Genomic DNA, 21012 nt, shown 5'->3' with positions numbered 1-21012 from the left:
CCTAATGAAGCACTGGGTGTTATTTTTTTTCCTATGTCTATTTGGCAACTGCCTTGTCTTTATCCCGGTGCAGAAGGTAAAGCCGATCGAATTTGATTACGGCCCAATCTCAAAAAATTATTTCAATCCTGAAAATGATAAACCGTTTCCTTTGACAGTTCAAAGGGGAAACAACCTCTATAATTCCACTACTAAAGATGGAAGATATCTATTCTATACGACAGGACAGAAGGGGAATTATGATATCTGGTTTAGGGATCTTAAAAGTTCTATAGTAGTTCCAATTACGGAACATCCTTCTTCAGAATACAAACCTGCAATCAGTCCGGATGGTAAAAAGTTGGCATTCGTATCGGAAAAATATGATACCGCGGGTGATATAGTCCTTTTAGAAATTGAACCCGAAGTTTGGGCCAAAAATATCTTAGAAGGAAAAAGATTTTTAAACGACGACTTCGAATTTATTACAAATCCAGAATATTCTGATATTTCTAAGTCGGATAGGTTTTCGGACTCGGATCCTATTTGGGGAAAGGATAGTAGAGTATTATTATTCTCCTCCGATAGATTAACTCCAGGAACTCCTAATCTGATCTTATGGGATACGGAAGGAAAAGAAAAACCGATTTTACTTACTCAATCGGGAGCAGTGAATCCATATTGGTCCCAAGATGGAAAGTCGATCGTATATCTTTCTTACGCAGATTCTAAAGAAGGGGAGATTTATTCTCTCGATTTGGCGACAAGGATAACCAAAAGACTGACGAATGATCCTTATCTGGATTTTTCTCCTAGCTTGTCTTCTGATGGAAGATATTTATTCTATACATCTATTCGTTCCGATTCGGATGGAAATCGAAAATTGGACGAGAGAGATAATAGTCTTATTATCCGATTGGATCTTTCTGATATGAAAGAAAGAAGGCTTACCTCCGGAAATTTTTCTTTATTCGACACGAAATACTCTTCCTTTAACGGAGGAAGTATTCTATTCACAGCATCATATTATGGAACCTTAAATATTTATTTTCTCCCTTTGAGTGGATCTATTCCTAAGGCTTCTGATATTTCCGCACAATTTGAGCTAGCCAAAGAATACGGCAAAAAACAATCCTTGGATGATTATCTATTGGCATTGGATTCCTTGGAATTGTATTACAAGGAGGATCCGCTCTATCCTATTTTTCGAGCCAAGGTCTTAAACGAAAAATATTCCCTCTATAAGAAATCGGGAAAAACCTCTGAGATTAAAAAGGAGATGAGCGCCTCTCGTTTGGATCCTAAATGGGGTCTTGCCTATGTATACTATTTAGAGTCTGAAAACAAAGGGATCTCCGAAATTAAAGAATATTTCTCTAATATTCGAAACATTGCGGATGCTCAAGTGGCGGCTTCGATCTTAGAAGAAATAGGAAATTTAGAAGAAAGATCCGGCAAAATAGAAGCTTCACTTAATTCAAAACAGGAATTGGTGACTAGATTCCCAGGATATTATAATATTCATGAAATTTTAAGAAATATAGGCGCCCTACAACTTAAGGAAGCAAAGAAGAAGGACTGGACTATTCCTTCTACACTTTTGCAAGCAGCAAATGAATCTGAATCTAAGACGATCGAACTTAGGAATTTGTACGGACTTTTTGAAGAGCAGATATTTGCAGGCAAATCAGATTCGGAGAAAATTTCTCTCTCGGAAAAGATAGAGTCTTCAAATAAGATCAGAGAACGTTCTCCAGTATTATATAGATTTTTAATGTATACTAAGGCTGCGGGACTTTCCGGACAGGGAGCATTTGCGGGAAGTAATTCTTTGCTCGAACCTTTATTAAAAGAGATTACTTCAAAAGATCCACTCTTTCTAAAAATTCATCTATTAAGGTCATCGAATTTTAAAGGACTTGGAAGTGTTCGCTACTCTTTGGAATCTCTTCGTACATTTTTAGAGAATTATGATCATGATTCCGGAGTGGAGATATCTGATAAAGAGATGGAAAGGTTCTTTATCTATTTTGAGAACCTGGCTCGGAACTATGAGAATAGATCCGATTTTTTCCAAGCGTCCCTGCATTATTTTTATAATACAGAGAATATGTTCCTGGCGAAGAGTAAAAATCTCTTTCAGGATACTGTTTATAAAGATTACGCAATCTATTATCAAAAACTGATGGTGGATACTTCTTTCAAATTAGCCAGATCTATAAGTGAAAAAAATGCTTCGAGCATTTTAGGAAATTTGAATCCTCTTGAATTTGATCCATTGGATAAAAAAGAAGGACTCGTTTATATAGATCAGTATTTTGAGAAAGAAAAAATTCTGCCTCGTGCCCGAGCCTTCTTGGACCTCGCCACATTATACGGATATGCGTATTATCTGATCAATCGTTCCGTGATCCGGGAAACATTCTATTATAACTCCGGAACAATGGACCGAATCAAAAAAGAGGCGGCTCTTAGGGATTTTAAGCAGGCGGAATATGAACTTAGATGGATCATATTTGCAGAGCCGACATATCATGATGCATACCAACTTTTAGGTTGGTTATATCAGTATGTGGACATTATGAAGTCCAGAAAGCCTAATGATAAGGAGCCCACTGATGAGGATAAATATAAAGATGTATATTCCAAATATTTCCCTGAGAAAAACTTTGAAGAGAATATAGAGTTATATAGCCAGATCTTAGAGTTGCTCGGAGAAAATTTCCCAAATAAAAAAGCCCTTTCAGATCTTAGGTTGAATTTAGGTAATAATTATTTCTTACTCAAAAACTATCCTAAAGCGGATGAACAATACTCCTTAGTAGAATCCTATTCGAATTATATAATATCTAAGGCACAATTCGAGGACTATAGACAAAAAGCGGTCTTCTTATTTAACTCTGCTCGTGCTTCCATGTATATGTCGAAGTACGGAGACGCAGTCCGAAAACTAAAGAATGCATCCGATATATATTCTAAAAACGAATTCTTACAATTATATTCCGGAACGGATTATACCAAAAACCTTCAAAGTTATAGAGAAAAATTAACTCTCCTCAGGACATTAACAGGCTTGTCCCATATGGAATTGGGAGAATATGCACTGGCTCTTCCTTATTTGACAGAAGCTTTGGAGTTAAACGAACCTTCCAGATTAGTAGATCCGATCAATATCAGAAACGCATTAGCAATTTCTTATCAAAAATTAGGTTATATCTCTAAGTCAGAAGAAAATTTGAAGGAAGCGGAAAAGCTTGCTGCTTCCAGGACAACTCTCTGGTTACCAAAGAAGGTGAGTCCAAAATTTTGGGAATCTGTCTGGGATTCCATTTGGGATTTTGTTTTTGAAACTGTTCTTCCGGATTCAGTTCGTATTTCCGGGTCAGGTAGATTTCCGGAGGCTATCCCTCCCGTATTCCAACCGTTATTATCTTCGGGAATAAGAGTGAATAATCTTGTATTAGAACAAAACTATCGCTTAGCCGCGGAAGAAACAGATAAACGATTGGAATATGTGAGTAAAAAGGGTTTGAAGAAAACTTTGGCCGGGCAATTGGTTCAATCCCAATCTTACGCAGACCTTGGATTTTTTCAGTATAAAAGAAACGAATTTGAAAAGGCTAAATTGGCATTTTTAGAAGAGAATGAATTTTTAAAAGACACTGCAAACTTATCGGGAAGAACTACGGGGAGTTTTAAGAGATACTTATATTCGTTATTCGCCTCTATAGAAGCTTCCGATAAGAAAGATAAAGCCGTATATTCGGAAGAATTAAACAAGGCATTGGAGGAACTGGATAGATTCAAAAGAGAATCTATAGAAAACTGTCTTTCCTCTTGGTCAGAGGATCTGTTAGAAGGAAATTCAGTATGCTCCGAAGGATTTTATAAACAATATTATGATTACGATATATTGAAGGCGACGGTCCTTTATTATTCGGGTGAAGAGAATTTCAAAAAAGGAGAATGGTTAGAAGGTTTCGAAAAATTAGGGATCTCTTCTTCCTTACTCGAGACTCCTTCCGGATTGCCAAAGGAAATCGTTGGACTTTCAAAAGATCCATTCCCAAGAAAAGAAAGGGTATTTCACTTTTTAAGTAGGGCTAGTGTATTTTATAGATTAGGTGATCTGGAAAAAGCTGAAGAATGTTTAAAAGCCGCGGAAGAAATGGCAAACGTATTTTACTTCGGCGCTGAGCTGATCCAAACCTGGGTTTTACAGGCAAGACTGGATTTAATCTCTAAGAAGCCGGATAAGGCAAAGGTAAAACTATCTAAGGCAGAAGACCTTCTTAAAAAACAATTTCATCTAATCTCGGACAATAAAAGTTTTTTACTAAGGGATTTATACGAAACAAAGATCAGGGCAGAACTTGATTCCGGAAATACGAATACCGCGTTTAATGATTGGATACGACTGCAGAGATTATTAAATTTTCGTAATTTCCAAAAAGGAAATTGGGAATTTAGAGAAGCCAGGGCAGAATACGTAAAATTTGAATCCGATTGGAAAAATTATAGAAATACTTATTTTAAATACCAGAACGCTTTAGAGACAAGAGGGGATGTTAAAAAAGAAGAAATTGCACTTTCTCAATCCGGAGCTCAAGTTTCTAAATCTTTAGAAGTGTTAAGATCGAAATTCCCTAAAAGAACTGCGTTTTTGGATCCTTTTGGAGCGGTTTCTGAAGAAGTTTTAAATCAGAATGAAACTGAAATTCGTTTATTGGAATCCAGAGGTTCTGTATTTGCTAAGGTCAGGAATTTTTCTTCTATTAAATTTCTGAACTTTGAGAATGAATCCAAGGCGGAAATCTGGATTAAATCTAATTTTGAAAATTCAGGCCGTAATCTTCTTTTAGATCCAGGAAATACATCCATTGGAGAGTTATTAGGATCTCAGATCCCTGGGATCAACTTTAAACTTTCTTCTTCAGTCTCCAATAGAGAAGAGGGAACTCCGAAAGTGATCTCTTCTTTTTTGCCAATTGGTGGATGGAATTATAGAAAAGTAGATTCTGATTCCTGGATAGATATATTAGAAGATACTGATGTATTGGTAAGTCCGTTCCCGGACGTAAAAGGAGATTCTACCTTTGGGGAAAGAAAAAAAGGCACACTTGAATTAAGGGAACTTTTTTCCAGAGAACATCGATTAGGCGCAGTTATATTTACTTATTCTGAAAAACCAAACTGGCGCCAAATCTTAAAGGTTTACACTGGTCTTTCCGGTTCGGGAGTTAATTTGATGTATGTATGTCCCGGAGAAACTTGTGTAAAGGAATCTTTGGGAGAAATTATTACAGGAAAAGTTTCCAATTCCGCGATCCGTTTCGGAAGACTTCCGGAAAGATCCGGAAATAGGAATGTAGAAGCAGAAAGGTTATTTGTTAAGTCCAGAAAAGACGAAAGAATTTCCGATTCTTCCGAAGTGTTTTCCGATCTACATAAGGCTCGTTCTTATACGGAATCGAATTCTAATTTAGCTCTTAAAATTGAGTCCGATCTATTGAGGGCTTACCAACGATTAAAACCTGATTTTTCTTTGGGTAAAATTTTCTCCCTACGTTATGAAAATCGAGATCTAAATTCCCAGAAAGAATTAGGATTAAACCTATGTTTGTCCAGGTTGTTGGAAACTGAATATAAGGATTGTGCTGAGATCCCTCTACCGGAAGCAAAGAATGAGATTTTAAATGGGATATTTGCCTTGAAAGAGGGAAAATTCCCGGGCACTTCTTTGAACTCTAATATTTCTGCGGATAAATATGATCCGTTCTTATTTAGATTAAAACTTTCTAATCTAGCCTTGGAAGCTTATTATCCTGATTTAGCTATTTCTCAGCTTGGGCTTGCGAAACAATTTATCTCTTCTGGTTCAGATCTGGAAGTTTGGAAAAAGATGGAGGCTCGGATCAGAAAGGAAAAAGTTTTATTGGAAGAAGAAGAGGATTGGTCGGAAAATTCGAATCAGATCGAATTGGATCCTCAAGAGAGAAATTATCCGAGGCATTTGGCGTTTTTAGAAAATCGTAAGAAACTAGGGCATAGAATCTCTCCTCTTTCTTTATATTCTGAGATCCATAGTTCTTCCAAAACTTTGTTCCAATCATTAGATAGTGAGTCCAGATCTTCTGTGTTAGATCTACTACGTTATTCTCTTTCCGAAGAAACCGGAAAGGAGATGGAAGAATTTTTGAATTCTTTTGTGGATCTGGAAGGTTTTAAGAAAAACTTTCCAAGGCAAGCAAGGATCATGTTGGAGTTTTCAAAAGCGTATCTTTCCAGAGGGGATTATGATAAAGCAAAGTATTGGATCTCCAAATCGAAAGGAATTTCAGATGAACTTTATTCGACTGAAATTGAATTTATAAATTCTAAAATTTCCTATTTAGAAGGTAAAAAACCGGCTAAAATATCAGAGTCCGGTTTTTCTGAATATTTATCCGAATACGAAAATGCTTCCACTAAAAAGTCTTCCGAATTTGTGGAATTAACGAATCGTTTTGTAAAACATAGGAAAAAGAAAAAATTTAGCTCTTCTGAAAGAAGGGAGCTTAATGATTTCATAACATATTTACAGACACTTTCTTTTCAACAGAATGATTCTGAGACTTTTTTCGATCTAGGATTGATCAAAGATAAAGTTTCAGCTGTTCGTTCTGCTTTGTTCGGGCGTTCCGTGTCTTATTCTGATCTTCCTAATTTTAATAAAATATCCTTCGCGTTAGAAGAAAAAATCCCTGAAAACCAAGAGTTCTTGGCTTTGATGGATCTTGGGCTAAAAACTTTCTATATCAAATTTACAAAAGGTAAGTCCAAAGGTGACCTTGCCTTCAAGGATAATCGAAAATTAAGAGCTTCTATTTATAAATATAACGAAGAAGCAGACAAGGGTGGGGCAGAGGTTTTATTGAGAGAGGCCTTGGAGACTGAGATCCGCCAGAATATCCGCCCTTCTAAAAATAAGACCACATATTTATATCTTTCTTCATATCATTTCTTGGCACCTATATTACCTAAAGCAGATGAAGAGATCTATTATGTAGCAGATCCGGAGACATTATTAAAGAATCCGATACATAAGGAGAAGGATGAATTCTGGGATGGGTTTGGAATTATCACTAAGGATGATTCAAACTCTCCAAGTTGGTATTCTCAATTGCTCCATTTGGAGAACTTAGAACTTTTTCCTAAGGGAAATCCTTCGATTACTCCATTTCACGTGGTTCGAGTCCCTTTGATGGAAGATAGGGAGAAGGGGATTTTGTTCGGGAATAAATCTGTTTCCGAAGTAGAACCTGGAACTTTGCAAGGTGTTTGGATATTGGCTTCTTCTTTCCTGGAAGGTTTGGGGAATGCTTCTTTGAGTTTAAGAGATTCATTATATTATTTAGGGAAATTTTGGAAGGGGCCGGGGATAGTAAATCTTGGGTTCCAAACGGACACTCATAATTCTAGATTCTTAAAAGAGATTTCCTCCAGAAAAGAAGACTCTAAAACTTCTCTTCGGAGCCGTTTTTTAAAAACGATGGATACAATGAGAGAAGTTTACCCTGTGGATAAATATTGGAACGGATACAGATTATTCACGACCTCTTTTATCTCAAAAGAATAATCCTTAGCTCTATTTGTGGAATCTTGCAAGAGGAGATTTCGATTTTTCCACCAAATAGAATATACAGGGCAGGTAAACCAGAGTAAATATTTCCAATGTAAGGCCTCCTACAATTACAGTGGCTAAAGGTCTTTGCACATCCGAACCGATTCCTGTTGCGGTCGCCGCCGGGATTAAACCTAATAAAGCCAGAAGCACTGTCATGATCCTAGGTCTGAATTGTAATTTTGCCGCCTCTAATATTGAATTTTTCAAATCAGGGTGATGTCCATCGCTAAGCAAGTGTAACATTCTGGAAACGAATAATACACAGGTCATAGTCGAGATCCCGAAAAGAGAAACAAATCCAACTCCGGCTGAGACTGAAAAGTTCATCCCTCTTAATTGGAGTGCGAGGATTCCTCCTGTAACCGAGATGGGAAGTCCTGCGAGCCCTAATAGAGCATAACGTGGTATTCTAAAGATCGCGAATAGAAAGCAGAATATAAGTCCGAGTGTTGCAGGGATCACTATCTTTAATCTTTCTCCTGCTCTAGTCAAATTCTCGAATTGTCCTCCCCATCCGATATTAATCCCTTCCGGCAATACCACTTTTTCTGAAATTTTTTGTTTAGCTTCTTGGACAAAACTTCCCTGGTCCCTTCCCCTAATATTTGTACGTACGGAGATCTGTCTTTTTCCGTCCTGCCTTTGGATGATCGTGGGGCCGTCTTTTAATTCTATCGTCGCGATTTCGGAAAGTGGTATCCTTCCTCCGCTAGGAGAACTGACCAAAAGACTTTTGACGGACTCCAAAGATGAGCGGAAGTCTGTAGTATATCTGACAACTATATCGAACCTTCTGGAACCGTCGTAAAGTTCTCCTACTTCTTTTCCTCCGATTGCTGCTTCTACAGTATCTAGAATATCCGAGGCATTGATTCCGTATCTTGCCGAATTTTTCCGATTCACTTCTATCGAGAGTTGAGCCTGATCCCTTTCTTGTTCTATCCCGGACTCCGTGGCTCCATGTATTTCTCGAATGATTTCAAGGATTTCGCCTGCGGTTTTCCTGAGCTCCTTTAGATCTTCTCCATTTAAAAAAATTGCAAGATCCGAAACGCTTCCGGTTACAGATTCAGTGACATTATCCAAAATCGGTTGGGAAAAAAGAAGTTGTACTCCAGGAAGTATATCCTGCAGATCCTTTTTGATCCTTTTTAAAAGTTCCGCCTTCGGGATTTTTTCCTTCCAAAGTTCGTAATCCTTCAGACCTACCAGGATTTCCAGACGATTCGGCCCATAAGGATCTGTTCCCTCGTCGTTTCTTCCGAGTTGTGTTAAAACTACCGAAATCTGCTCGTGTTTTAATAATGATTCTTTAATGGAAGGAATATATTTTTCGGCTCCCCGTATATGCATTCCAACCGGGAAAAAACATCTTACATTGATTGCGCCTTCGTCCAATTCGGGAAGGAACTCCGTCCCTAATCTGGCAAAACCGATTGTGAAAGTGAATAATACGATCCCTAAAGAGTAACCTACCGTTTTTCCAGGGGATTTTAAGGCGATATTTATAACCGTATCATAAAGTTTTAATAGACTTTCCAAAACCGGATTTTTCCATTCTAGGGGTGTATCCGAATAGGATCCCATTTTTGACCTATAAAGTAATGCCATTAATACTGGAATTACGGTAAGTGTTAGGAGAAGACTTCCTAATATGGCATAGGAAAGTGTGAATGCCATTGGAGAGAATAATTTCCCTTCTATCCTTTGGAATGTGAATATAGGAAGATATGCGAATATAATGATCGTGATGGAAAAAAAGATCTCTTTTCCCACTTCTGTGGCGGATGTTTTGGTGAGATCTAAAATTTCCGCGAACCCAGTTCCTGCTCGATGTGTTTTTCTATGGTCCGAATATTTCCTGAAAATATTTTCCACCATTACAACTGCCCCATCTACTATGATGCCAAAGTCGATCGCTCCCAAAGAGAGTAGGTTAGCTGGGATCCCTGTTAGTTTCATCATTGTAAATCCGAATAATAACGAAATCGGAATCGTGCAGGCAACCACGAGTGCTGATCTTAAACTTCCCAGGAAAAAAATTAGAACTAGAGTTACTATACTAACTCCTTCGAATAATGTATGATATACGGTTCGGATCGTATAATCTACTAGCTCGGTTCTGTCATAAGTAGCTACTATTTTCACTTCTTTAGGAAGTAGATGTTTATTGATAAATTCGATCCTAGCTCTGACCCTTTCTATCACTTCAGAAGGGTTTTCTCCTCTCCTCATTGCGATCAAACCTTGGATTCCGGAATTTCTGGCCTTGATCTCTCCAGTGATTGGATTCCTAAGGCTATAACTGAAAATCCCATCCGGGTATCTTGGGTATTCTTCCACAGAGGCAAGATTGCTGATGTATATCGGAGTTCCACCGACCGCGGTGACCACTATATTCTCTATATCTTCTTTAGTTTGGATAGCACCTAATCCGCGTACTACGAAACCTTGTTCTCCTCTAATGAGTATATTTCCTCCCGTATTCCGGTTATTATTTTTAACTGCTTCCATCAGGTCCGAAAGGGAAAGATGATATCGATACAATCTATTCGGAGAAGTGATGATATGGATCTGTTTTTCGAGACCTCCGAAGTTCACTATATCCGCTACACCGGGGACCTGCCTCAAGGAAGGAATGATCACCCAATCCTGTAATGTTCGGAGTTCCATCGGAGTCCATTCCGGATCCGCTTCAATAGTATAACGAAAAATTTCGCCTACCGGTCCTGTTAAAGGTGCAAGACTTACTTCAGCTTCTTCCGGCAATTCAACATTATTCAGTCTTTCTAAAACGAGTTGTCTTGCGGTAAAATCAGTGATCCCATCCTCGAATACGAATTGTAAAACGCTCAATCCGAAAATCGTTTTGGATCTTCTAGTCAGGACATACGGAACGGAATTCAGTCCTCTTTCCAAAGGAAGAGTGATTCTTCTTTCCACTTCTAAGGCTGCTTTTCCGGGTAAAAGTGCAATTACGCTTACCTGAGTATCTCCCACATCCGGGTATGCTTCCTTTTTTAAATCGGACCAGGACCAAAGCCCGAGTCCTAAAATGGAGATAGCAAGGGCGATACTAGGTATCCTATTTTCCAAACAAAAAGAGATAAGTTTATCGATCATTTTAGAATCCGAAACTTAAACCTTTCAAAAGAAAGGCTCCGTTTACGATCACGTTATCTCCCGTTTGAAGACCCCCATTTATGATCGTTCTGTCTTCTCCGGATGTTCCTAATACGACCTGTCTTCTTTGGAATACTCCCGGTTCTTCCTGGATGAAAACGTAACTTTTTTCATCCACTGTGACTATGGAATTATTGGGTAATACGATGACGGATGTTCTAGGATCGCCGAAATCCACTCTTGCATACATTCCAGGTAGGATTTTATCCTTGGGATTTTTGATTGTGACCCGAACTTTAACGGTTCTTAATATAGGATCCACCACTTCTCCCACAGCTTCCGCTTCTCCTAAGAATATTTTTCCAGGAAAAGAGGAGAATTGGATCCGTACTTCTTCTCCTTTTTGGACTTCGCTCAACTGAGATTCAGGTACGTCGCAGATCAGCCAAAGAGAGGAACCGGTGACCGAATCCAATTCTTTGGGATTAAATCCTATGGTCCTAAGTTTTGATTCTGCTTCCGCACTTTCGGATTTAGCGATCGCAAAATTCGATTCCGCTTCAGCAACTTCTCTTCCTGTCGCAGCTTGGTTCGCATACATATCCCTGACTCGATTCAAGTCTTTTAATGACTTTGAAGTCACGGCTCTTCCTCTTTTGTATTCGGCATAAATTTGAGTGGTTTCTCCGGAATCAAAAAGTATAATTTTTTCTCCGGAGTTTACGGAAGTATTGATACTTGCGATTACTCTTGCCGGAGCAAGAACGGAAAAAGAAGCATTGCCGATCCCTACTTTTACTGTTTCGAATTTTGCAAGCGCCGGGGAATCGGAAGGAAATTCTATATGTTGTCCGTTTTCGGTAACCTTGGGACTTCTATCTTTTTCTTCCTTCCAAGCTTCTTTCAGTTTATGAGAGGAATACCATGAGTTTAGCCAGACAGCGAATATTATAAAAATGAGAATAAGGACCCATCTTTTAGGTCTTCCTTTCAAATAACGTTCATACAAAGAAGAAAACATCTATTTGTCCGCTCCTAAGATCGTTTTTCCGATACTACTGTTTAGGATTTCCATGGACTCTATTAGATCGGAATTTAATCGTATCGCTTTCACTATACTATCGCTGTATGATTCGTAAAAATCAGCAAATTGTAAAATCGTAATGTATTTTTTTCTATAATTTTCTATCATTAGGTTTGCGAGATTTCTATAATCCTGAGTGAAATAATTTCTGTATTCGCCGAATACTCTCTCTTTTTCCTTAAGTTTAGCGATAGCCGCTTTTACTTCCGTTTTTACACTCAATCGTTTTTCCTCGTAAGCAGCCTTTTTAGAAGCCAGGGCCATTTCAGAAGTTTTGATATTTCCCTGGTTCCGATCGAATACCGGGATAGTTGTGGATACTGTAAATCCGTAATAGTTTTGTATATAATTTCCGGCTCTATCCCAACTTCCACCTATGGCGAGATCAGGTACGGCCATTGCTTTTTGTAAGGAAAGATTCGTCTGTTCGGCTTTAACTGAAAGTTCCATACTTCTGAGATCGGGCCTCCATTCCATGGCGTTATTGATTAGTTCGTTCTGATTTAAACTGGGACTAAACGGAGTATATTCAGTATTCGGAATATATGAGGGGGAAATTTCCAAATCATAAAGATTAGGTTCGTTCAGTAATACTTTTAGAGAAGCTTCCTTATCCAGGATATCCTTTATTAGTTCGGAACGATCCGTTTCCAGACGAAATAGGATCGCTTTTAAGCGAAGAACCTCCGAGAGAAGCATTTCTCTACTTTTATAAACTTTCTCCGCACCTACTATTGTGGTTCGTACTTGGGGGATATTTTCGTCGTAAAACTCTAAGGCCTTTTTAGAAAAATATAAGCTGTAAAAAGTGGATCTGAGCTCTAATCTTAAGGACCTAAGCGTATCGTAAAATAATTGTTCTGCAATTTCCTGATTCCACTTGGAGAGGCGGATTCTTTTATCTCGTTTACCTGCTAAGAGGAATAACTGTTGGACTTGGATTGCAGTTTGTCCGTGTCTTGTGGTATCTAAATAAACTCCAGTATTCTGATTATAGATATTTTGATCCAAAAATACGGACGGGTTATCCCAAAGTCCCGCTTGTAATACGGCTCCTTTTCTGGACTCCGCATCTAATTTGGAGGCGAGAAGTGAAAGGTTATTTTTTAAAAATAATTCTTCGGCTTCCTTTAAACCTATAAATTTGACATTAGATGCCGTTATCTCCGCTTCCGGATCGAGAGGATCTGCCTCTAAAGAAAGGCATAATACACTTAAATATAATAGAATAAGAAAACGTTTTTTTCGGAATATGTAAGAGTACATACTGGAATACCCCCTATATGATTTTAGGAAACGATTTAGAATTTTAATAAATACTAATATTTAAATCGACACAGGGGGCGGCAGATCTGTGAGCAAATTCGATAAAACGAATTGAGATCCGCAGGAAAGTTGCTTTTTCGAGGTTTTGGTAAAAAATCTGGAGATTAAAAAATCGGAGGTCTCGGAAGAAGGATCGTATTCGGAGGAATCCGAAATCCAACCCGAGTAGATTTCATCCTCGTCCATATCCGCTTTATGGGTCCATTTTACTAGGGTTTTATGGACCTTTTGTTTGATTTGGTATCCTGTTTCCGGTCCGTTAGGGATAGAATAGAAGGAAATGGAGAATTGGAATAGAAAGAAGGGAAGGATAAAATATGGATACCTTCTGATTTTTCCGAGCCCAGACATTCGAATGAAAGTATCTTATTCGTATCTGATTTGAAAAGTATAAAACGTACTGATGAATCTATTCCTTAAGGTTTTTAATTCTGAAATAACTTAATTTTTTTCCTCCAATAATACCTTTCTCTCTTCTGCTGTTTTCTCTTTTAATTTTCTCATCTCTTCATGGAATTTAGAAAAGTCTTTCCTAACTTCCAAGAACCTTCTCTTGAAATATGTAGTTCCTGAATTGTATCGGAGCATTCCTATAAAGTCTTCGTTATTCCAATCTTTTTCCGCAAGTTTTTTGGAATTGATCTTGGTCCATTTTGTTTGTAGGATTTTATTGCGAAAGTCTGAGATGATTTCCGTTTTTTTCTTCAGTAATTGATCATCTGTTCCGCCTCCGGAATAAGCCGACTTGAGTAAATTTGCAGTTTCTAAAATTAAGTTTTTATAAAGTTTCGTTTCTTCTTCCGATCTTTTTCTTTCTTCTAATAGTTTTGGTCCCCCTATCCTCAAGACATATTCCTCCGAACCTTGATCTTCTACAAAACTTGCATAACTTTCATTAAATAAAGAATCTCCCGGGAAATACACTGTGGCATGTGCCATTTCATGGATAACGATGGAAGCTAAGTCTCCAGGATCTTCATAAAGTTGAGAAGAGAATAACGGGTCTTCGAACCATCCTAAAGTGGAATATCCCGCAGTGATCCGTATCCTTGTATCGAAGCCCTGTTCTTTCAGAAATTGTTCTTCTTCTTTCACTTTTTCGAGAGAAAAATATCCTTTGTATGGGACTCTTCCTGCAATAGGGAACCACCAAGTATAGGATTCGAATTTTAGAGGATGGCAGGCGCTTACATGCCAACCGATTGCAGGTCTGTCCAATTGTACAAAACTTTTGAACCCGCCTTCGGGTGAGAGTGCAAGTTCTTGGATGCCGAATTCTCTTATCTTCTCCACTTCTTTTAATTTTGTTTTGGTTGTTTCCGGTATTTCCGGATCGGCTAAAACTTTAGAGATCGGTTTTCTTTGTAGCAGGATCTTTGCCTGTTCTTTTCCAAGATGGTAGAGATACGGAATACATCCCTGGCCAGAGAAGAATAGAAAAAACAAAACGGGTATCCCGGAAAAGAATCCGAGTCGACGATTCTTTCCGTTAGGTAGAAGGTGGGTTGAGTCTGATTGCATGAATATTCGTCTTCCTAAAATTGTTTGGATCAATATCGGACTTCTGGTTTTATTCCTATTCGTCCTTATTCTTCCGGGAGAAGGAGGTTTGTCCTCCTTTTTCCGAGGTGGCAAACCTCTCGGCTATTCCGACCAGAGAGCCGGTATCCAATTACAGAATGCTTTTCGAAATGTTTATAATTCTTCAAAGGATTCTGTAGTTTCTATCCGGACCAAAAAAACAGAAGCGATCACAAGTCCTTATCAATATTTCGATTATCGCACTGAAAAACTTTCCTCTTTTGGGAGCGGATTTCTGATCCACGAAAAAGGATATGTTGTCACAAATTTTCACGTTATCTTGGACGCGGAAAGTATAGAAGTCATTGCTTCAGACGGTAGTGTTTTCCCCGCTAAATTTGTGGGAAGCCATGAAAGAGCGGATATTGCTCTTCTAAAAATCAAAGAAGGAAGCGGACTCAAGCCAGTTTCTTTCGGCGATTCTGATAAGATAGAAGTGGGGGATTGGGCGATCGCAATTGGTTCTCCTTTCGGCTTGGAAAGATCTTTTTCAGTGGGTGTGGTTTCCGCAAAATATAGAGAAGATCTGGATGAGACAGGCCAAACCCATATCCAAACAGATAGCATGATCAACCCGGGTTCCAGTGGCGGACCTCTTCTAAACATTTACGGAGAAGTAATCGGGATCAATCGTTTGATCCGAAGCGACTCTGGTAGGAACACCGGCATCGGTTTTGCTATTCCGATGAATTACGCCAAAAAAATAATCCAGCTCATCGAAGAGAATAAGGGACGGATCATCCGACCTGCCACTCTGGGAGTGATGGCGACTGTACCGCTTCCAGACCATAGAAAGGCTCTTGGAATTCCCGCAGACTGGAAAGGAGTTCTAGTTTACGATATGGACCAGGGTTCTTCCGCAGAAAGTTCCGGTTTGAAACGATACGACTTCATTATGGAAGCAAACGGAGTCCAAGTTAAAAATATTAATGATCTGAGGGAACAGGTCGGAATAGTAGGATTAGGCGGCAGGTTGAAACTTAGGATCTACAGGGAAAAATCCCTACAAGAACTGACCGTTCGATTGATACAGAAATAATTTTTCTAAAATCATAGGCTAGACATGAGAAGAAATATCGTTCATAGCGGTGCTGACGCTCTCATTTACGAGATCCGTCAGATCGTAGGAGTCGCTAAAAAGTTAGAAGCTCTTGGAGTTCCGATTACGTACGAGAATATCGGAGATCCCATTCAAAAAGGAGAGAAGGTCGCTCCATGGATGAAAAAAATCGTTTCGGATCTGATCTTGGAAGACAAGTCCTGGGCCTATACGGCTACTCAAGGATTCGAAAAAACCAGAAACTTTTTAGCGGACAAAGTGAACGAAAGAGGCGGAGCCCAAATCACCGCCGATGATATATTATTCTTCAATGGATTAGGGGACGCAGTCGCTAAAATTTTCGGATTTTTAAGAAGAGAGGCTCGGGTCATAGGACCAAGTCCTGCGTATTCTACTCTATCTTCTGCGGAAGCAGCTCATTCCGGTTATGAGCATATGACTTATAACTTAAATCCGGAGCAGGGTTGGATGCCTGATCTGGAAGATATTGAGAACAAAGTCAAATATAACGACTCGATTGCGGGTATTCTTCTTATCAATCCGGATAATCCGACCGGCGCAGTATATGATAAAAATGTAATGCGAGAGATCGTTAAGATCGCAGAAAAGTATGATGTAATGCTGATCTGCGACGAGACATACGCTCATGTGAATTATTCAGAAACAGGAACTATTCATCTTTCGGAAGTGATCGGAAATAAGGTGCCTGGAATGGCTCTTCGTTCCGTGTCCAAGGAATTTCCTTGGCCTGGTGGAAGATGCGGTTGGTTGGAGATATTCAACAAAGATAAGGATCCGGTTTTTGCACGTTATGCAAAATCTCTTTTGGATGCTAAAATGTTGGAAGTATGTTCTACCACTCTTCCTCAGATGGCAATTCCTGAAGTATATTCCCACCCTCAGTTTCTTCCCCACTTAAAAGAAAGAAATGAGAAGTTCAAAAAGAAGGCAAAACTTGCCACAGAATCTTTTAAAGGTCTGAAAGGTGTTACTGTAGTAGAACCTAAGGGTGCATTCTATCTTACTGTTGCGTTCGATAAGGGAGTTTTGGGAGATAAGATGACTCTTCCTATCTCTAATCCAAAGGCAGAAGAATTTATCCGACCTCTTCTTGGGAATTGTGCTCCGGATCGTAGATTTGTGTATTATCTTCTGGCTTCTACAGGGATTTGTGTGGTTCCACTTTCTTCTTTCTGTACGGATAGAGACGGTTTTAGGGTCACTCTTCTCGAAGAAGATGAGGAAAAATTCCGTTGGATCTATAATACTTTGAGAAAGAGTATAGAGGATTATACAGCTTCCGCTTAGGATATGGAAAACAATAAAGAAAGAGTTCCTAAGATCGGAGTAATGGATTCCGGAATGGGAGGACTTTCCGTTCTTAAGGAACTCTTAGATCTTCCATACTCCGCAAATTTTCTTTATTATGGAGATCTTGCACATGCTCCTTATGGGGAAAAACAAACCTCCGAAGTTTTGGAACTCACTCGTAATGTGTGTCACTTCTTTTTAAAAGAAGAAGTGGATGCAATCCTTCTTGCATGTAATACTGCAACTTCCGCTTCTGCCTCTAAACTCAGGGCAGAATTATCCGTACCTGTATTCGGCATGGAACCTGCGATCAAACCTGCACTTCTTGCACATCCTGGTGAAAAAATTGCGTTACTCGCTACTTCAGTCACACATAGGGAAGAAAAATTACAGGACTTGAAGTCTGAATTGGGTGCATCCGGAAGGGTAGTTCACTTGAATTGTGACGGTCTTGCTACACTAGTGGATCATGAAAAATGGGAAGAAGCCAGACTTCTTCTTAAAAACATATTAAAAATTCCTCAAGAACAAGGTATTCGTGCTCTTGTGCTTGGATGCACACATTACGTATTTTTAAAAAACGAAATCAAAGACCTTTATCCAGAGGCAATTCTTCACGATGGGAACCAGGGGACCGTCCGCCATTTAGTCAGATCTCTTCATTTGGACGAAAAACCTGGGAAGCCTAACTATACACTGTTCTTTTCCTCTGTTACAAACAGGGAAGAAACGGAAGGTTTTGCCTCTCGGTTATTACGAAAAGTATCCCCATAATAGGTGGAAATTTTTTTCCAAAACGGTATTTTTTTGGTTCCCGGTCTAGACGCTTTGTATTAGCTTTATGAATCCGTATGAACTCTATATCTATCTCAAAGCTAGTTACGATCCTATTAGTTCCGAGCCTATTCTTCTTCTGCAAACCTAAAGAAGAAGAAACTACGGATGCAATCGTCTCCTTTATCGTGGGAAAAGCAACTGCTGAAAAAGCGGGCTCTGTCCTGAAGGCAAGCGATCGTGTTGTGGAATCCGAAACCGTAAAAACAGATAAGGATGCTACCGTAGACTTAACCACTACTTTAGGGACAGTTCGACTCTTAGGTGATTCGGAGGCTTCGATTGCGGCATTGAGAGCTGATCAAAATTATATTAAGGTCAACTCAGGCAATATTTTAGTAAAAGTCGCCAAACTAAAAAAGAACGAATCTATCTCTATAGACACTCCAACCGTAGTAGCTGCTGTTAGAGGAACCCAATTCTGGGGACAGGTAAACCCGGCTAATGAAACAGGAACATTCGCGGTTAGAGAGGGTAGTGTTCAAATCACAAGAAAAGACGACGAGGCGCGAGTTTTGGTAAAAGCAGGTGAAGCAGTGGATTTGGGACCTGGGATTAAGGCTCTAAAAGTTCGTCCGGCAGCGGCGGGAGAGCTCTCTGCAATGGAACAAATCGATCAAATGAAATAGCTTTTTTTCTGGGCATTAGACCCGATCCGGGAATTCTGTTCTGGAGCGGGTCCATGCAAGAAGAAATCAGTTATAAATCCGCCGGAGTCGATACAGAAGCCGGCCAAGAATTCGTCAAAAAAATCAAACAGAACGTTGAGTCTACTCATGGTCCGAGAGTTATAGGTGGGCTTGGAGGATTTTCAGGCGCTTTCGACGTTTCCTTCCTCAAAAATTATAAAAATCCAATATTGCTCAGCGGCACCGACGGTGTAGGTACCAAGTTAGAGCTTGCTCGTTTATTCAATATCCATGATACGATCGGCATAGACTTAGTTGCTATGTGTGTGAATGATATTCTTGTCTCAGGTGGAGAGCCTTTATTCTTCTTAGATTATATTGCCTGCGGTAAATTGATCCCGGAAAGAATGGAAAGGATCGTTGCAGGTATCGTAAAAGGATGTAAACTTTCCGGAGCTGCGCTACTCGGCGGAGAAACCGCAGAACACCCTGGGACAATGGATCCGGACGAGTACGATTTAGGCGGGTTCGTTGTAGGCGCAGTGGAGAAGGAAGACTTAATAGATGGATCCAAGATCAAACCTGGAGATATCGTTTTAGGTTTGGAATCTTCTGGACCTCACAGCAATGGATTTTCCCTTATTCGTAAATTGTATTTGGAAGGGGGAAGAAAACTTCCCGCAAACCAAGAGTTAGTCGGTTTCTTAAAAGAATTTGCACTTCGTCCTACAAGGATCTATGTTCAGAGTATACTAAACCTTACGAAGAAGGTTGAAGTAAAAGGAATGGTACATATCACAGGAGGAGGTTTTTACGAAAACATTCCTAGAGTGCTTTCTGACTCCCTGGCTGTTGAGATCAAAAGAGACAATCTTCCTGAAAATCCTTTCTTTACCCGAGTGCAGAAAGATTTTCCTTCTTTAACTGAAAAGGAATTGTATTCCACTTTTAATATGGGAATCGGATACATAGTCATCGTTTCTCCGGAGTCCGTAGCGGATGCTACTGCTGCTTTGGAAGAAAAAGGAGAACTGGTCCATAAAATCGGAGTAATCACTTCGAAAAATAAAGAGTCTGTTCTTTTTGTCTGAACTTTTCAAACCGGCAGATATATGGATCGGATCCAAACTCTTTTAAAAAATCCAATTTTTATCCTATCTAAAAAGAATCCATTCATGCTTTCCAGATGGAGTATTTTGTATGTACTCCTTGGATTATTTGCGGGTGTATTTTCTGCGGTGTTTTGGAAAATTTTAGAATATCTAACCAAACTTCTAGCTGGTTTCCAAGGTCATTCCGTTATTCTAATCATGACCTTGTCCGGTTTGGGCATTGGACTGCTCATATATTTCCTGGGAGAACCGGGAGAAATTTCATTAGTAATTGATAATATTCGTTTTAGGGGAGGGAAACTCGACCCTAAAAACAATCCTTCTATGAGTTTGTCTTCTTTGCTCAGTATTTCTTCTGGAGGAAGCGCTGGACCGGAAGCTCCTCTCGTTCAGATCACTGGATCTTTCGGGAGTTGGTTTGCTGAAAAGATAGGATTAGAAGGAGAAGAGCTTAGATCCATGACCATTGCCGGAATGGCAGCAGGATTTACTTCTTTATTCGGTTCCCCTTTAGGCGGAGCTTTGTTCGCGTTGGAAATCCTACAGCATAGACATGTGGTAGAATATTACGAGGCATTACTTCCTGCATTTCTCTCCAGTTGTAGCGCATACTTTGTATTTCTTTTTATGACTGATATGGGAATAGGGCCTACTTGGGAATTTCCACAATATATTCCGGGTGGAATAGAGGATTTCCAATATGCGATCGGGTTTGGAATGGCAGGTGCGATCGTAGGATGGATATTCTATGGAATATTCAGAATTACTAAATTTTCTTTTTCAAAAATAACTCTTCCTATTTTTGTAAAGACTACTATCGGCGGATTATTGCTGGGCTGTATTGCTTATTACGAACCGCTCACTCGTTATTTCGGTCATGATCAGTTGAATGAGATAGTAGTTACCAAAGGGAATTGGATCTTTTTTGGAACTCTCGCTTTATTAAAGATATTGGCGATCAATATCACTGTTTCCAGCGGTTGGAGAGGTGGTATTATTATACCGTTATTCTTCGTTGGAGCGGTGGCCGGTAGATTTTTTATGGACTTCTTCCCTTCTGAAAATGAATCCTTTTTGCTGATTTGTTTAATGGCTTCAGTGAACGCATCCGTAACCAAAACACCAATTAGCACTACCATATTACTTACGGGTTTAACCGGGGTTTCCAATTTTACTCCTGTATTATTTGCCTCTTTAAGCGGATACTTCTTATCTCCCAAGGCACCGTTTATCAGTTCTCAGGCGGATTCAGTTTAATTTTTAGATCGAACTCTAACATCGATTTTGTCCTGGACGATTTCCGGCAA

The 21012-nt window shown here is 39.3% G+C and carries 12 protein-coding genes; 7 read left to right on the top strand and 5 right to left on the bottom strand.

What is annotated here, in order from left to right:
* Nucleotides 1–4: 4 nt before the first annotated feature.
* Nucleotides 5–7597, top strand: coding sequence for a PD40 domain-containing protein (locus tag CH377_RS05885; RefSeq protein ID WP_100722885.1), 7593 nt, complete (start codon nt 5–7; stop codon nt 7595–7597).
* Between the two features lie 9 nt (nt 7598–7606).
* On the opposite strand, the gene CH377_RS05880 is transcribed toward CH377_RS05885, so the two are convergent.
* The 5 genes from CH377_RS05880 to CH377_RS05860 form a co-directional block, all read right to left on the bottom strand.
* Nucleotides 7607–10768 (bottom strand): efflux RND transporter permease subunit, encoded by a 3162-nt coding sequence (locus CH377_RS05880; protein WP_100722884.1) that lies wholly within the window; start codon nt 10766–10768, stop codon nt 7607–7609.
* Between the two features lies 1 nt (nt 10769).
* Entirely contained in the window at nt 10770–11789 is a 1020-nt protein-coding gene (locus tag CH377_RS05875) for an efflux RND transporter periplasmic adaptor subunit (RefSeq protein ID WP_100722883.1), read from the bottom strand.
* Complete coding sequence (locus tag CH377_RS05870) at nt 11790–13118, bottom strand: TolC family protein (RefSeq protein ID WP_100722882.1); 1329 nt, start codon at nt 13116–13118, stop codon at nt 11790–11792.
* Between the two features lie 60 nt (nt 13119–13178).
* Nucleotides 13179–13529, bottom strand: coding sequence for a hypothetical protein (locus CH377_RS05865; RefSeq protein WP_100722881.1), 351 nt, complete (start codon nt 13527–13529; stop codon nt 13179–13181).
* Between the two features lie 90 nt (nt 13530–13619).
* Nucleotides 13620–14699: an aminopeptidase gene (locus CH377_RS05860; RefSeq protein WP_100722880.1), complete on the bottom strand. Its 1080-nt coding sequence runs from the start codon at nt 14697–14699 to the stop codon at nt 13620–13622.
* Between CH377_RS05860 and CH377_RS05855 the strand changes: the two genes are divergently transcribed.
* The 6 genes from CH377_RS05855 to CH377_RS05830 all read left to right on the top strand — a co-directional run bounded on the left by CH377_RS05855 (nt 14698) and on the right by CH377_RS05830 (nt 20962).
* Nucleotides 14698–15798, top strand: coding sequence for a S1C family serine protease (locus CH377_RS05855; RefSeq protein WP_100722879.1), 1101 nt, complete (start codon nt 14698–14700; stop codon nt 15796–15798). The two genes, CH377_RS05860 and CH377_RS05855, sit on opposite strands and share 2 nt — an antisense overlap.
* 24 nt (nt 15799–15822) lie before the next feature.
* The gene (locus tag CH377_RS05850) at nt 15823–17127 is read left to right on the top strand and encodes a pyridoxal phosphate-dependent aminotransferase (RefSeq protein WP_100722878.1); all 1305 of its coding nucleotides are present in this window, start codon (nt 15823–15825) and stop codon (nt 17125–17127) included.
* A 3-nt stretch (nt 17128–17130) separates the two neighbouring features.
* Complete coding sequence (gene murI / locus CH377_RS05845) at nt 17131–17904, top strand: glutamate racemase (protein ID WP_100722877.1); 774 nt, start codon at nt 17131–17133, stop codon at nt 17902–17904.
* Between the two features lie 77 nt (nt 17905–17981).
* On the top strand, nt 17982–18593 hold the full coding sequence (lsa19, locus tag CH377_RS05840) for an adhesin Lsa19 (RefSeq protein WP_100722876.1): 612 nt from the start codon (nt 17982–17984) through the stop codon (nt 18591–18593).
* Between the two features lie 53 nt (nt 18594–18646).
* On the top strand, nt 18647–19684 hold the full coding sequence (purM, locus tag CH377_RS05835) for a phosphoribosylformylglycinamidine cyclo-ligase (RefSeq protein ID WP_100722875.1): 1038 nt from the start codon (nt 18647–18649) through the stop codon (nt 19682–19684).
* A 21-nt stretch (nt 19685–19705) separates the two neighbouring features.
* Nucleotides 19706–20962 carry a chloride channel protein gene (locus CH377_RS05830; RefSeq protein ID WP_100722874.1) on the top strand — a complete coding sequence of 419 codons (1257 nt, stop codon included), beginning with the start codon at nt 19706–19708 and terminating at the stop codon, nt 20960–20962.
* Nucleotides 20963–21012: the final 50 nt, after the last annotated feature.

The sequence above is a fragment of the Leptospira haakeii genome (genome assembly GCF_002812045.1).
In the GTDB taxonomy this organism is placed as follows: Bacteria; Spirochaetota; Leptospiria; order Leptospirales; family Leptospiraceae; genus Leptospira_B; species Leptospira_B haakeii.
The sequence above is the reverse complement of the archived record's forward strand: the minus strand, read 5'-3'. Positions and strand labels throughout refer to the sequence as shown.